Genomic DNA, 14,709 nt, shown 5'->3' with positions numbered 1-14,709 from the left:
CTATTTATGCCGTTAGATGGCTCGCGTCCTGTGCAATAACTAACTCTTCATTTGTTGGAATAACCAGAGCAGGAATGCTATCGTCAGTTGTGATCTTGCCTGATTTGCCAAAACGGACGGCTAAGTTGCGCTCGTGATCATATTTAATACCAATTAAAGATAGCTTCTTAAGGGTTAATTCACGTACTAAAGCTGAATTTTCGCCAATACCACCGGTGAAGATAATAGCGTCTAGGCGTCCTTCCATTAATGCACAATAAGCGGCGATATATTTGGCTAAACGATGACAATAGACATCCATCGCTCGTTTTGCATCTGCTTTAGTGTCATAATTGTCTTCGACATAACGACAGTCGTTGGTAACTTCAGTTAATCCAAGTATGCCAGACTCTTTGGTTAATAATGTATTGATCTGATAAACACTCATACCCAAGGCGTCGTGAAGGTGGAACACAATAGCTGGATCGATATCACCACTGCGGGTTCCCATTACTAAGCCTTCTAGCGGTGTGAGACCCATTGAAGTATCTACAGATTGACCATTAACGACCGCGGTAACTGATCCACCATTGCCCAAATGACAGGTGATCACATTCAGTTTATCGATCGATTTATTCAATTCTTTGGCAGCTTGCTGGGAAACATAGTAATGACTGGTACCGTGCGCACCGTAACGACGAATACCATGCTCTTTGTAAAGATTATAAGGTAGAGCATATAAATAAGCTTCAACCGGCATGGTTTGATGGAAGGCGGTGTCAAATACAGCGACATGCTTGTCATTTAAATGTGGAAATGCTTTTTTAGCTTCTTCAAGTCCAATAATACCAGCAGGATTATGTAATGGTGCAAATGGAATAGAAGCTTTAATGCCTTCAACGACTTCATCATTGATAATAACCGATTTGGTAAATTTTTCACCACCATGAACAATACGATGGCCAATAGCCGAAATGGCTTGCGCTAATTCTGGTTTTGCGGTGAGAATTTGATTGACAATGAAAGCCATCGCTTCACTGTGGGCAGCGCCTGAACCTAAAGCAGCTTCGTTTTTAGTGCCATCTATTTTCCACTTAATACGGGCTTCTGGTAGATGAAAACATTCTGCTAAACCAGATAGTTGTTCTTCGCCGTTAATCGGATCAATGATAGCAAATTTAAGGGAAGAGCTACCGCAGTTGAGGACAAGTACCAGCTTACTTGACATGGAATTACCTACTATATCGTTATCATGGAGTCTTCTTTGTCAGATTAACCAGGAAGACTAGGGTTAATAAACATCAATCCAATAGAATGCTAGTAGCCTAGCTTATCCCTGGGATCATACTGAATGATTAATATCATATTTATGCAATATTATGATATTTTAACTGTATTTATTGACTAAATAACTATGTTTGCAATGTTAATATTAAAGATGCAATATAATATTAACATTATGGATTGAAAACATAGTAATAGACCAAATATAAACTTTATATGATATAAGTTTTTTCTATAGATTATAGAAGTCGTGGCCTCAGGCAACCAAAGTTGCCCTATAAATTCTACTAAAAAGATTTTATGCTTTATACATTTTTTTTAAATTTTGCATGAGAAATTGATTGAAGTCATGTGAGGTATTGATGAATACGACACCAGAAACGACCCCAGGTTTCTTACAAAAGTTGAAACTAGGCCGGCAATATGCCAAGACATTTCCGTTAGAAAAATGTTTGATGCCTATTTTTCCTGAACATCGGGTGATCACAGTTAGTCGCTTTGCGATTCGTTATATGCCTGCTGTTGCTGTTTTTACCCTTACCTGGCAGATTGCATTAGGTGGTCAGCTGGGACCGGCTGTGGCGACAGGGCTTTTTGCTTGTAGCTTACCTTTGCAGGGATTATGGTGGTTAGGTAAGCGTTCAGTTACGCCACTACCGTCGGCATTACTAACTTGGTTTTATGAAATTCGTGAAAAATTTAATCAAGCTGGAATTGCCATCACACCCGTCAAAGGAACACCGACTTATCAGGCATTAGCAGAATTGTTAAAACGTGCTTTTAAACAATTAGATCGCTCTTTTATTGATGGTATTTAACATAATTTGAATAGTTATTGGGTTAGCTAGTCAGCAATAGAGATAACAGGCATTACAAAATAGATTATTAATGGTTAAAGTTTGAAAAGCCTTTTTAGATCAATAAAAGGTAAGTTATCACTATAAAAAGAAGGGCGGTAATGCGATGATTTAGCAAATTTCCAAGTATAGGAGAACCATAATGGAAATGACTAATGCACAACGCTTAATTCTGTCTAACCAGTATAAAATGCTGATCAAGCTTGATCCGGATAATGCCAAACACTATCAACGCTGTCAAACTATCATTGAAAATGGTTTTGGCTTGCAAATGAAGGAGTTAGAGAAAAATTTTACTGAGTTGCCAGACTATCATTGATATTATGGAAATGTATCATGCCTTACAAGTTTCCTGGGAAAATTTGTCGTCTAAAACCGATATTACGGACAGAAGAGTTATCTTTTTAGGCTTTGATGCTGTTACGGAAGCACATTATCTCAATTATGTTCGTTTTTTGGTGAATAATGAGGGTCGCTACCGTCATTTTGTCAGTGGTAGTGATGATTTTAATGCTCAGACACCTATGTGGGATAAAGATCTAAGAATGTTAAATGTTTGGACATCTTGTCCGCGTCAGTATCATCTTTGTGCAGTAGAAATTAATCAAATCATTAATGCATGACTTATCTAAGGAGCATCAATGGTATTAAAATGTAAGGGATTTTTATTTGATTTGGATGGCACGCTGGTTGATTCGTTACCTAATGTTGAACATTGCTGGCGAGAATTTAGCCGTCGAATTGGTGTATCAGAAAGCGATGTGTTGCACTATATTCATGGCAAACCGGCAATCAGTTCTATCCGTCATTTTATACCAAATGCCTCAGAAACTGAAATTGATGAAATTTTTTATTGGCTGGAAAACCTAGAAGCAGCCAATACTTCGGGTATTGTAGCACTACCTGGTGCAATTGCTTTATTAGAACAACTCAATACATTTGCTATTCCATGGGCAATAGTGACTTCTGGCACAGTTCCAATTGCTTTTAATCGTAGTAAAGCGGCAGGTTTGCCGGAACCAAAACACTGGGTCACGATTGAACGAGTTGAACAAGGTAAACCGCAGCCAGATCCTTTTTTGCTTGGTGCACAACTACTAAATTTACCGCCTGAAGCCTATATTGCGGTTGAAGATGCGCAGGCAGGGATCTATTCTGCTTTAGATGCGGGTTGCCAGGTTATCGCTGTTCATGCGCCAGCAGATATGCCACGGCGAGAAGAAATTTCATTAATTATCAAATCATTTACTGAGTTAAATATTTCAAAACCAGATAATCAAGGTATTGTTACGGTGACTCAGCGATAAAAATATGTCAGTTTCATAAATTAGGCCGGCAAATCTGCGCTACTTATGGCAAATGAGCCCTATGAATAGATGAATAGACTTAATTTGAGGTCATTTTGAATAGCCAGCTGGTATGGGTATTAATTTTACTACTAATAGTCGTCACTCTTTTTATGACTAATAAGATCCGTATGGATGTTGTTGCATTATTAGTCATTGTGGCTTTAGTGTTGAGTGGAACTCTGACGCTTAAACAAGCAGCAATCGGCTTTAGTGATCCCAATGTGCTGCTAATTGCGGCACTTTTTGTTTTTAGTGAGGGATTAGTCCGTACTGGTATTGCCTATCAAGTTGGCGACTGGTTAGTTGGTGCAGCCGGTAATAATGAAAATAAGATGCTGATTTTTTTGATGATCACAGTCGCAGGTCTAGGCGCTTTTATGAGTTCAACCGGCATTGTTGCCATCTTCATTCCCGTTGTTCTTAATGTTGCTAAACAGATGAAAATCCCACCAGGACGTTTGATGATGCCATTAGGCTTTGCTGGACTTATCAGTGGTATGATGACGTTAGTAGCGACCCCACCAAATATGATAGTTAATAGTGAACTGGTTAGAGAAGGTTATGCCGGATTCAAATTTTTTGCCATTACGCCGATTGGAATTGCGGTGCTGTTGCTGGCAATTATTTATATGTGGCTGGTTCGTCGTAGGTTAGGTAACCGCGAAATTGCAGCGGGTTCTGCTCCTCATCGGCGCACATTTCACGACTTTATTCGTGATTATAAGCTAACAGGTCGTGCTCGTTGTTTAGCCATTTGTCCAGGTTCCCCCTTAATAGGCTACTCACTCGATGAGTTACATCTACGCACACGTTATGGTGCGAATATTATTGGTATTGAGCGTTGGCATCGTTTTCGTCGACTTATGCTAAGTGTAACAGCTGCAACAGAGTTACATGAACATGATGTGTTATTAGTTGATATGTCGGATAGTGAGGTTGATCTCAATGAGTTTTGTCATGAACAAAAATTGGCCCCAATGATTTTGAGAGGTGAATATTTCTCCGCACGTGCGCGTGAAGTCGGAATGTCTGAGTTCTCCTTAGCGCCGCAATCTGACTTATTAGGCAGTACATTGCGAGAAATTAAATTTCGTACGCGTTATGGCCTTAATGTTGTTGGCATTTACCGTGAAGGAAAAACTATCGATGATAAATTAATTGATCAGCCAATGCGTTTAGGTGATGTTTTACTGATCGTGGGTGACTGGAAATTAATTCGCTTATTGTCAACTGATAGACGTAATTTTATTGTGTTAAATTTGGCCGCTGAGGTAGAGGTAGTTGCTCCTGCTGCATCGCAAGCGCCACATGCAATTTTTTGTTTGATATTAATGGTTACTATGATGGCAATAGATGAAATTCCCAATTTTATTGCTGTACTGATTGCGTGTTTATTAATGGGAAAATTTCGCTGTATTGATATGGAAAGCGCTTATCGTGCAATACACTGGACGAGTATTATGTTGATTGTTGGTATGATGCCCTTTGCATTGGCATTACAAAAAACCGGTGGCATTGATTTGATTGTTAATTTACTAATGGATATTGCAGGTGGCATGGGACCAAGGATAATGTTGCTTTGCCTATTTATTGTTTGTGCAGTAACTGGATTATTTATTTCTAATACCGCAACAGCAATATTAATGGCACCGGTTGCCATTGCTGTTGCTAATCATATGAGTGTTTCGCCAATACCTTTTGCTATGGTGATAAGTGTTGCAGCTTCCGCGGCTTTTATGACCCCAGTTTCTTCACCGGTTAATACTCTAATTTTGGCGCCTGGTGGCTATAAATTCAGTGATTTCGTTAAATTTGGTGTTCCTTTTACTGTTTTAGTTATGGCTATCACTATTGTTATTGTTCCTCAATTGTTTCCATTTTAAAGTTATCGCCTATTTTATGTAACAAACAGTAAGATAATAATACTATTTATATGTTATATAACTTACTAGCTACTGATTTCATCTAAAGATAGGCTGAATCCGGGTACAAAAACTTCAATAAAGTATTGCATTTCATCGCTATAACGTTCAGAAAGTGTTTTTTCAAGTCGCATTTTAGCTAGATTAAACTCGGTATTGCCTGCAGATAGCTCTTCTAAGCATTTTAAATAGGCACAAAGTGCATCCGCTTGTTTAACGATAGCGCGTTCTTCCTCAGTATGATATTCATCATCCAAAATCGGCTGAAAATCTTGTTGTAATTCTTCTGGTAGCATAGCAATAAGTTTTTGCTGAGCGTATTTTTCAATTTTTTTGTATTCGTTAGCAATTTGTGGGTTATGATATTTTATTGGTGTTGGCAGATCACCGGTGATCACTTCACTGGCGTCATGATACATAGCGAGCAGAGTAATACGTTCAGGATTGAGTTGGCCATTAAATTTTCGATTTTTAATGCATGCAAGGGCATGAGCGACAAAGGCAACTTGTAAACTATGCTCTGAAATATTTTCGGTACGTACATTGCGCATTAATGGCCAGCGATTAATTAATTTCATCCGAGAAAGATGAGCAAAAAAATAACTCATAGATTGTCCTCATGGGATTGTTATAGTGATAAGCATTGTGGATTGATTAGATTAACAAGTAAATAACAAAATAGAACATCCTTAATGTAGATTAAGAATGTTCTATTATTGGACAACTATTGGCGATATTTTAGCAGGAATTGGCTAAATTTATTAATTGCAGCTTCAAGCTCGCCAACATAAGGTAGCGTAACAATTCTGACGTGATCGGGTTCAGGCCAATTAAAAGCTGTTCCCTGAACCAATAAAACTTTTTCCTGTAAGAGTAAATCAAGTACCATTTTTTGGTCGTTTGAGATATTGAACTTTTTAATATTAATTTTGGGAAACATATATAAATCACCTTGCGGTTTAACACATGATACCCCAGGAATTTCATTAATCAGTTCCCAAGCGCGATTACGTTGTTCATATAATCGCCCGCCAGGACAGATAAATTCGTTAATACTTTGATAACCGCCTAATGCAGTTTGGATTGCATGTTGCATAGGAACGTTAGCACAAAGCCGCATGGAGGCTAATATTTCTAAGCCTTCAATATAGCTTTTGGCATTTTCTTTCGGGCCATTAAGCACCATCCAGCCTTGACGAAAACCAGCAACCCGATAAGTTTTTGATAAACCATTAAAAGTAACGGTTAATAGATCCGGTGCTAACGCGGCAATTGAATGATGCTCAGCATCATCGTAAAGAATTTTATCGTAGATCTCATCGGCAAAAATAATCAACTGATGCTGACGAGCTATTTCGACAATCTTCATTAATAATGCTTTGCTGTAAACAGAACCAGTAGGATTATTGGGATTAATGATGACGATGCCACGTGTTCGAGGGGTAATTTTTTTGCGAATATCATCTAGATCAGGAAACCAATTTTGTTCTTCATCACATCTATAGTGTACAGCTTTGCCACCGGAAAGAGATACCGCAGCAGTCCATAGCGGATAGTCAGGAGCTGGGACTAACATTTCATCGTTATTATTCAATAAGGCTTGCATCGATTGCACGATGAGTTCAGAAACACCATTACCAATAAAGATATCCTCGATATTAATGTCAAGCATTCCTCTAGCCTGATAGTGTTGCATGATTGCTTTGCGGGCGGAGTAAATTCCTTTTGAATCACTATAACCTTGTGAGTGAGTAAGATTGCGTAGAACATCAAATAAAATTTCATCCGGCGCTTCAAAACCAAAAGGCGCTGGATTACCAATATGAAGTTTAAGAACTTTATGGCCTTCTTCTTCAAGACGTTTGGCCTCTTTAAGAACAGGCCCTCTTATGTCGTAGCATACGTTATCCAATTTATTGGATTTAGTTATTGTATTCATTTACTCTGTTTGAACCTCAACGTTAATAGAATATGAGGAAATTTTGCTGCATATTTATATTCACACTCTACTCTTAGTTGGAAAAATTTTGAAGATATAGGCTTATTTTTGGTAGAAAAGGTTGGTTTAAATAATTAAATTAGGTCAAATAAACTTTTTATATAACTTAATTAGATAAATAAATTCAAAAATCTCGTATAAGTTAGTCTTATATTTTAGGTGTGAGATGATTTTTAGTATACAAAGAATAAATTACTTAGTGAATAGATTTGGCAGTGCATTTTTTGTTACAAACCATTGGTGGTTTCATGATAGAAATATTGTTTTTATAACATATAATTAAAGTTAATATGTTATTGCCGTATCTGGGCAAATAGAGTTTTGTTGCTGATTATCAATTAATAGTTTTTCCTAGCTGCATTATCTTTGACAGTTATTTTGTTGAGAATAACCTATTTTTTTGCTGTTTGAAAAATCGTTATTTTGGCATAGGACTGGAATTAAAAATTATTCTAATAAAAACGAGAAGAAGAACATTCTCATTGGCATTTTGTTTATCAATATGTAAAACATGCTTATTATTAAACAATTTAAGTTAATAAAAGTGTATACACAGTAATAAATACTGCATTAATAGAAATAAATTTTAATATGTAAGGTTTTATCTTTATTTCTTTAACTATCAATGATTTTAATATCTATTGAATTCGTAAAAACATCAGAAATGATATAAGAGAATAAAATGATAAATTCAAATCGCCCAATTATGAATCTCGCTCTTGATTTACTTAGGACTTTTGTTGCTGTTGCCGATCTTAATACATTTGCGGCAGCTGCTGCAGCTGTTTGTCGTACTCAATCAGCCGTTAGCCAACAAATGCAGCGTTTAGAACAGTTAGTGGGTCGTGAGCTTTTTGAACGCCATGGCCGTAATAAATTATTAACGGATCATGGTTTGCAGTTATTAGGTTATGCGCGGCAAATATTACGGGCTAATGATGATGCTTCAGCTTCACTAACATATAATGATGCTGAAGGTGAGTTGCGAGTTGGTGTTTCTGATGACACTACCAATACTTTATTACCATTTCTGCTGAATCGTATCGCATCAGTATATCCGCGTATGGCCGTTGATATTTATATAAAGCGCGCCCATCTTATTAAAAAAATGCTGGATAATGGTGAAATTGATTTAGCACTAATACCCACAGAATTGAGTCAATATCCAAGTACGTTGTTACGTTCTGCGCCGATCCTTTGGCATTGTGCACCTGATTTTCAGCATCAATTAAATGAGCCAATTCCTTTGGTTGTCATGGATGAAACCAATCCATTTCGTGAAATAGCGATAAGCACCCTTAATGCTGCGGGTATCAAATGGCGTATTGCGTATGAAGCAGCTTCGTTATCGGCAGTGCTTGCTGCGGTTAATGCTGAAGTCGGTATCACTGCGCGTCCGCTAGAAATGCAGACTGGTGATTTAAGAATACTAAGCGAAAGTGATGGTTTACCCCGTTTACCCGAAATTCGTTATTGGTTATACCGTAATATTAATGAGCAAAACGAGGCTATTTTAACTGTATTTGGTGCAATTAAAAATAAGAAAACACCTTATATAGTACAGCCGATTAGCGAGACAATTAATAAAGAAATATTATAAATCTGACGATTAGTAAATTACGCTTTAGTTAACGTTGTTATTTAAGTTAAATATCGCGTGCGCTGCTATTATTCCTGCACTGTTTCTCTATTTTATATAGTTATAGCAGTGCATTTTTATTTTCCCTAGAGAAGCTTATTTTATTTAGCTGACAATAGCTAAAAATATTAGTACATAAAATATTCTTTATTATTGTGATAAAGAAAAGAATTGTTTAACAAAAATTATTTAAATATTTCTTATCAATGGAACTAAATTTTATTTTGGAAAAATTTGTTGTGGCTTAAAAAGGTTTGGGTTTTATCTAATAATTAGGGTTATTTATAAATTTGTGAAAAATGACAGTCGTTAATATAATCAAATAAAATTGATTGTTTTATAATCAATTGAGTTTTTTCAACAGAATTGTGCGCGTGATCATAAAATAGCGGAAGTGAAGCGGTTTTAAAACAGGTTTTTCCTGAGATAATGGTGTAGTAAAAACGAAATATCAGTTACACTAGTTACTAACTATTAGTATTAGTTGAATGAGCTGTCACGTTTTAGCTGGCGAGATTTTTTGATTTATAGTTGTAAGGTAAAAGGTGTGAAGAGAGCGTTATTCTATAAACAAAATAGTGGTGAGAAGAATTAAGTTGAAGAAAATTGATGTATTTCTGTCTGTTGTAATTTTTTCTTCTCATCTAATTATGGTTAGTGTGGTGTAATATTGCGCTAATTCAAGAGCAAAGCAATGACACCGTTTTTATTTATAATGAGTAAGCAGCGAGTATGTCTACATCTATTGAAGTATTTGCTCATCATTGGGCTTTTGCAATATATCTTATCGGTGCTCTTGGTCTGTGTTCCTTAATGTTACTTGGTGCTTATTACCTCGGTGGTAGATCCCAAGCCAGAGCAAAGCATATCCCTTATGAATCGGGCATTAATTCTGTTGGTAGTGCCCGTTTGCGTATATCAGCCAAATTTTACTTGGTTGCAATGTTTTTTGTTATTTTCGATGTTGAAGCGTTATTCCTTTATGCGTGGGCAGTCTCTATTAAAGAAAGTGGTTGGTTAGGCTTTATTGAGGCAAGTATTTTTATTTTGGTGCTATTGGTGGGTTTATTCTACTTGGTTCGTATTGGGGCACTTAATTGGACGCCAGAGCGTTCACGTCGCCATGTTGCAAAACCGAGTGAAATAATTAAAACCAACAATCGTCACCCCTAGTAAAATTGAGGCATTCAAAGATGGATTATACGCTCACTCGCATTGACTTAAATGGTGAGAATGACCGTTATCCCTTGCAAACACAGCAAGTTGTCGGGGATCCATTAGAGCAGCATGTTCATCGTAGTGTTTATATGGGTAAATTAGAGCATGCTTTACATAATATGGTGAATTGGGGCAGAAAGAATTCTCTCTGGCCGTACAATTTTGGCCTTTCTTGTTGCTATGTTGAAATGGTGACTTCTTTCACTGCGGTGCATGATGTCGCCCGATTTGGTGCTGAGGTACTAAGGGCATCACCGCGACAGGCTGATTTTATGGTTGTTGCCGGAACCTGTTTTACTAAGATGGCACCTGTTATTCAACGACTTTATGATCAGATGTTAGCGCCTAAATGGGTAATTTCTATGGGGGCATGTGCTAACTCTGGTGGTATGTACGATATTTATTCTGTTGTACAGGGGGTTGATAAATTTCTTCCTGTTGATGTCTATATACCAGGTTGTCCACCACGCCCTGAAGCTTATATGCAAGCTTTATTATTATTACAAGAATCGATTGGTAAAGAACGTCGTCCATTATCGTGGGTGGTCGGCGATCAGGGTGTTTATCGCGCCAATATGCAATCTGAAAAAGAGCGTAAGCGTGGTGAAAGAATAGCGGTCAAAACGCTACGAACACCCGATGAAATATAAGGCTTAAAAATATAAGCTATTCAGCGTAACAGAAGCAATGTGTTGCGGTCGTAATAAACCTGATCAAGCGTTGTGGTGCATAATGATAACAGATCAGATAACGCAAGAGAGTGTCAGGCCGGCATGGCAAACTTATGATCATTGTGATGATCCAATAATTTTGACACTGCGTAACCAATTCAGTCCAGATGCTTTCACCATTCAATCAACTCGTACCGGAATGTTGGTTATATGGATCAAACGTGAACAACTTCTTGCCGTAATAGAGTTTTTGAAAAAACAGCCTAAACCTTATGTAATGCTATTTGACTTACATGGGGTTGATGAGCGGCAACGAGTATATCGGCAAGGTTTGCCTGAAGCGGATTTTTCCGTTTTTTACCATCTTATTTCTATTGAGCGTAACCGCGATATTATGTTGAAAGTGGCGCTTAGTGAGAAAGATCTTAATATTCCCTCTATCGTTTCTTTATTTCCCAATGCTAATTGGTATGAACGTGAAGTATGGGATATGTTTGGCATAACATTTGATGGCCATCCGAATTTGCGACGGTTATTAATGCCAATGACCTGGGAGGGACATCCGTTATGTAAAGATTATCCGGCCAGGGCCACTGAATTTGATCCTTTTGTTTTAACCAAACAAAAGCTTGATTTAGAGATGGAGTCACTGACCTTTAAACCCGAAGAATGGGGAATGGCGAGAGGCAACGAACATGAAGATTTTATGTTCTTGAATCTGGGCCCCAATCATCCCTCATCTCACGGAGCCTTTCGCATTGTACTGCAACTAGATGGTGAAGAGATTATCGACTGTGTACCGGATATTGGTTACCACCATCGAGGTGCAGAGAAAATGGGCGAGCGCCAATCCTGGCACAGTTATATTCCCTATACTGACCGCATTGAGTATTTAGGTGGCTGTGTTAATGAAATGCCTTATGTATTAGCGGTAGAAAAGCTAGCAGGAATTGACGTTCCTGATCGGGTTAAGACTATCCGCGTTATGTTGTCAGAGTTATTCCGTATTAACAGCCATTTACTCTATATCAGTACCTTTATTCAGGATGTCGGTGCCATGACACCGGTTTTCTTTGCGTTTACCGATCGTCAGAAAATTTATGACATTGTTGAAGCGATCACCGGTTTCCGTATGCATCCAGCTTGGTTTCGGATCGGGGGTGTTGCTCATGACTTACCGAAAGGCTGGCAAAAACTATTGCAGGAGTTCCTTGACTGGATGCCAAAGCGATTGGATTCATATGTCAAGGCAGCATTGCACAATAGTATTCTTAAAGGGCGTTCAGTTGGTGTCGCTGCTTACACGACTAAAGAAGCACTAGATTGGGGGGTCACTGGCGCCGGATTACGTGCGACGGGCCTTAATTTCGATATTCGTAAATGGCGACCCTATTCAGGTTATGAAAACTTTGAATTTGAAGTTCCTATCGGCAACAATGGCGATTGTTATGATCGAGTGATGTTAAAAGTGGAAGAACTGCGGCAAAGCCTACGTATTCTTAAGCAATGCTTAAATAATATGCCTGCAGGACCATTTAAAGCCGATCATCCCCTAACTACTCCACCACCGAAGGAACGCACTTTACAGCATATTGAAACCATGATTAATCATTTTTTACAAGTTTCATGGGGGCCAGTTATGCCTGCAAATGAGGCTTTTCAGATGATTGAAGCAACAAAAGGGATCAATAGTTACTATCTGACCAGTGATGGTAATACTATGAGTTATCGCACCCGCGTTCGTACACCAAGTTTTGCCCATTTACAGCAAATTCCTGCGGTGATCAGAGGCAGCCTGGTGTCTGATCTTATTGTCTACCTTGGTAGCATTGATTTTGTCATGTCAGATGTGGATCGTTAATGATGCAAGATGAATTTAATCCCAATCAACAGCAAAAGCGGCTCGATGTCGCTAACATGGTAGAATCTCACACCAAACATGATTTTGCCTTGACGACAGAAGAGCGAGAAGAGATCGAGCAAGAAAAACATCACTATGAAGATGCCAGAGCCGCTTCAATTGAAGCATTAAAAATTGTACAAAAAAAACGCGGTTGGGTGGAAGACGGTGCTATTTATGCAATTGCCGATCTGTTAGGTATTCCTGCTAGTGATGTAGAAGGTGTGGCCACCTTCTACAGTCAAATTTATCGCCAACCTGTTGGTCGCCATATTATTCGTTATTGTGACAGTGTGGTTTGTCATATTACCGGTTATCAAGGTATTGAGGCTGAAATTATCAAATTATTAAAGATTGCGCCCGGCCAAACAACTACTGATGGCCGGTTTACCTTATTACCAACTTGTTGTCTGGGTAACTGTGATAAAGGTCCGACTATGATGATTGATGAGGATACCCATAGTCATGTAAATCCATCTGATATTCAACGGCTATTGGAGCAGTATCCATGACAACACAGCGACAAATTACCCGTAGTGCGCAGACACATCCATTAACCTGGCGGTTACGTGAAGATCAGCAGCCGGTCTGGTTAGAGGAATACTTAAGTAAAAATGGTTACCAAGGTGCTAAAAACGCCCTAAAAAGTATGTCGCCAGATCAAGTTGTTAGCTTAGTTAAAGATGCTGGTCTTAAAGGTCGCGGTGGTGCTGGTTTTTCTACCGGCCTCAAATGGAGCTTGATGCAGAAAGATGACAGCATGAATATCCGTTATTTACTTTGCAATGCGGATGAAATGGAGCCTGGAACCTATAAAGATCGTCTTTTAATGGAACAGCTACCGCATTTGTTGATCGAGGGAATGTTAATTGGCGCTTTTGCATTAAAAGCGTACCGTGGATATATCTTCCTGCGTGGTGAATATATCGAAGCTGCCAAACATTTGCGGAAAGCGATTGAGGAAGCGAAAGCAGCGGGTTTATTAGGTAAGAATATTCTGGGTACGGATTTTAATTTTGAGCTTTTTGTGCATACCGGTGCTGGGCGCTATATTTGTGGTGAAGAAACAGCGCTGATTAACTCCCTTGAAGGGCGCCGGGCAAATCCGCGCTCAAAACCGCCTTTTCCGGCAACATCCGGTGCCTGGGGTAAGCCGACTTGTGTCAATAATGTGGAAACACTTTGTAACGTGCCTGCGATTATTGAACATGGTAAAGAGTGGTATCTCGGCCTTAGCGAAGGTAAAAGTAAAGATGCCGGAACTAAGCTGATGGGATTTTCCGGGCGGGTTAATAATCCAGGGTTGTGGGAATTACCTTTTGGTATTACTGCTCGCGAGATCCTGGAAGATTATGCCGGTGGAATGTGTAAAGGTTTAACGCTTAAAGCCTGGCAACCAGGCGGGGCTGGTACCGACTTTCTAACCGAAGCGCATCTCGATTTAGCAATGGATTTCGACAGTATCGCTAAAGCAGGTAGCCGTCTGGGTACCGGGCTTGCCATGGCGGTTGATAATGAAATTAATATGGTTTCTTTAACTCGCAATTTAGAGCAATTTTTTGCTCGCGAATCCTGTGGCTGGTGTACACCGTGTCGGGATGGCTTACCCTGGAGTGTGAAAATTCTACAGGCGTTAGAGCGTGGTGAAGGACAACCAGGCGATATTGAAACATTAGAGCAGCTTTGTCGCTTTCTTGGGCCAGGTAAAACTTTTTGTGCTCATGCACCCGGTGCGGTAGAACCTTTGCAGAGTGCTATCAAATATTTTCGTGCTGAATTTGAAGCGGGCATCAGCCAACAGAATTTTACCAACTTGAGTCCAATTACTGGCATTCAACCAAATTTGTTAAAGCAGCGTTGGTGATAACTTACGCTAAGCTGAATAAAAACA

Annotated in this window: 12 protein-coding genes and 1 pseudogene; 10 read left to right on the top strand and 3 right to left on the bottom strand. The window is 38.8% G+C overall.

Going from position 1 to position 14,709, the window contains the following annotated elements; all coding sequences use genetic code 11:
• Positions 1-4: 4 nt before the first annotated feature.
• A complete protein-coding gene (locus AACL31_RS06940) occupies positions 5-1,207 on the bottom strand; it encodes an acetate kinase (protein ID WP_310511412.1) in 1,203 nt (400 codons plus the stop codon).
• A gap of 418 nt (positions 1,208-1,625) precedes the next feature.
• Between AACL31_RS06940 and yfbV the strand changes: the two genes are divergently transcribed.
• The 4 genes and pseudogenes from yfbV (at position 1,626) to AACL31_RS06920 (ending at position 5,352) form a co-directional block, all read left to right on the top strand.
• Positions 1,626-2,081 carry a terminus macrodomain insulation protein YfbV gene (yfbV, locus tag AACL31_RS06935; RefSeq protein ID WP_032114684.1) on the top strand — a complete coding sequence of 152 codons (456 nt, stop codon included), beginning with the start codon at positions 1,626-1,628 and terminating at the stop codon, positions 2,079-2,081.
• Positions 2,082-2,262: 181 nt separating this feature from the next.
• A pseudogene (locus tag AACL31_RS06930) lies at positions 2,263-2,743 on the top strand (YfbU family protein).
• A gap of 18 nt (positions 2,744-2,761) precedes the next feature.
• Entirely contained in the window at positions 2,762-3,427 is a 666-nt protein-coding gene (locus AACL31_RS06925) for a sugar phosphatase (protein WP_310511411.1), read from the top strand.
• A gap of 95 nt (positions 3,428-3,522) precedes the next feature.
• Positions 3,523-5,352 (top strand): SLC13 family permease, encoded by a 1,830-nt coding sequence (locus AACL31_RS06920; RefSeq protein ID WP_310511410.1) that lies wholly within the window; start codon positions 3,523-3,525, stop codon positions 5,350-5,352.
• 65 nt (positions 5,353-5,417) lie between these two features.
• On the opposite strand, the gene yfbR is transcribed toward AACL31_RS06920, so the two are convergent.
• Positions 5,418-5,999 carry a 5'-deoxynucleotidase gene (gene yfbR, locus AACL31_RS06915; protein ID WP_032114680.1) on the bottom strand — a complete coding sequence of 194 codons (582 nt, stop codon included), beginning with the start codon at positions 5,997-5,999 and terminating at the stop codon, positions 5,418-5,420.
• A 116-nt stretch (positions 6,000-6,115) separates the two neighbouring features.
• Positions 6,116-7,330: a pyridoxal phosphate-dependent aminotransferase gene (locus tag AACL31_RS06910; protein WP_310511409.1), complete on the bottom strand. Its 1,215-nt coding sequence runs from the start codon at positions 7,328-7,330 to the stop codon at positions 6,116-6,118.
• A 742-nt stretch (positions 7,331-8,072) separates the two neighbouring features.
• Between AACL31_RS06910 and AACL31_RS06905 the strand changes: the two genes are divergently transcribed.
• The 6 genes from AACL31_RS06905 to nuoF all read left to right on the top strand — a co-directional run bounded on the left by AACL31_RS06905 (position 8,073) and on the right by nuoF (position 14,682).
• Positions 8,073-8,990: a LysR substrate-binding domain-containing protein gene (locus AACL31_RS06905; RefSeq protein WP_310511408.1), complete on the top strand. Its 918-nt coding sequence runs from the start codon at positions 8,073-8,075 to the stop codon at positions 8,988-8,990.
• A 771-nt stretch (positions 8,991-9,761) separates the two neighbouring features.
• Positions 9,762-10,202 carry an NADH-quinone oxidoreductase subunit A gene (locus AACL31_RS06900; RefSeq protein ID WP_290608619.1) on the top strand — a complete coding sequence of 147 codons (441 nt, stop codon included), beginning with the start codon at positions 9,762-9,764 and terminating at the stop codon, positions 10,200-10,202.
• Between the two features lie 20 nt (positions 10,203-10,222).
• On the top strand, positions 10,223-10,897 hold the full coding sequence (locus AACL31_RS06895; RefSeq protein WP_026822049.1) for a NuoB/complex I 20 kDa subunit family protein: 675 nt from the start codon (positions 10,223-10,225) through the stop codon (positions 10,895-10,897).
• A gap of 82 nt (positions 10,898-10,979) precedes the next feature.
• On the top strand, positions 10,980-12,779 hold the full coding sequence (gene nuoC, locus AACL31_RS06890) for an NADH-quinone oxidoreductase subunit C/D (protein ID WP_409013904.1): 1,800 nt from the start codon (positions 10,980-10,982) through the stop codon (positions 12,777-12,779).
• A 56-nt stretch (positions 12,780-12,835) separates the two neighbouring features.
• The gene (gene nuoE / locus AACL31_RS06885) at positions 12,836-13,330 is read left to right on the top strand and encodes an NADH-quinone oxidoreductase subunit NuoE (RefSeq protein WP_310511441.1); all 495 of its coding nucleotides are present in this window, start codon (positions 12,836-12,838) and stop codon (positions 13,328-13,330) included.
• Positions 13,327-14,682 (top strand): NADH-quinone oxidoreductase subunit NuoF, encoded by a 1,356-nt coding sequence (gene nuoF, locus AACL31_RS06880; RefSeq protein WP_310511407.1) that lies wholly within the window; start codon positions 13,327-13,329, stop codon positions 14,680-14,682. The genes nuoE and nuoF overlap by 4 nt, the downstream gene beginning before the upstream one ends.
• Positions 14,683-14,709 lie beyond the last annotated feature (27 nt).

The organism is Arsenophonus endosymbiont of Crataerina pallida, assembly GCF_964020125.1.
In the GTDB taxonomy this organism is placed as follows: Bacteria; Pseudomonadota; Gammaproteobacteria; order Enterobacterales; family Enterobacteriaceae; genus Arsenophonus; species Arsenophonus nilaparvatae.
This window is presented reverse-complemented; position numbering and strand designations above follow the sequence as displayed.

Excerpts from the sequence above, each read along its gene's own strand:
- AACL31_RS06940 (WP_310511412.1), bottom strand. The coding sequence starts at position 1,207 with ATGTCAAGTAAGCTGGTACTTGTCCTCAACTGCGGTAGCTCTTCCCTT.
- yfbV (WP_032114684.1), top strand. The coding sequence starts at position 1,626 with ATGAATACGACACCAGAAACGACCCCAGGTTTCTTACAAAAGTTGAAA.
- AACL31_RS06925 (WP_310511411.1), top strand. The coding sequence starts at position 2,762 with ATGGTATTAAAATGTAAGGGATTTTTATTTGATTTGGATGGCACGCTG.
- yfbR (WP_032114680.1), bottom strand. The coding sequence starts at position 5,999 with ATGAGTTATTTTTTTGCTCATCTTTCTCGGATGAAATTAATTAATCGC.
- AACL31_RS06910 (WP_310511409.1), bottom strand. The coding sequence starts at position 7,330 with ATGAATACAATAACTAAATCCAATAAATTGGATAACGTATGCTACGAC.
- AACL31_RS06905 (WP_310511408.1), top strand. The coding sequence starts at position 8,073 with ATGATAAATTCAAATCGCCCAATTATGAATCTCGCTCTTGATTTACTT.
- AACL31_RS06900 (WP_290608619.1), top strand. The coding sequence starts at position 9,762 with ATGTCTACATCTATTGAAGTATTTGCTCATCATTGGGCTTTTGCAATA.
- AACL31_RS06895 (WP_026822049.1), top strand. The coding sequence starts at position 10,223 with ATGGATTATACGCTCACTCGCATTGACTTAAATGGTGAGAATGACCGT.
- nuoC (WP_409013904.1), top strand. The coding sequence starts at position 10,980 with ATGATAACAGATCAGATAACGCAAGAGAGTGTCAGGCCGGCATGGCAA.
- nuoE (WP_310511441.1), top strand. The coding sequence starts at position 12,836 with ATGGTAGAATCTCACACCAAACATGATTTTGCCTTGACGACAGAAGAG.
- nuoF (WP_310511407.1), top strand. The coding sequence starts at position 13,327 with ATGACAACACAGCGACAAATTACCCGTAGTGCGCAGACACATCCATTA.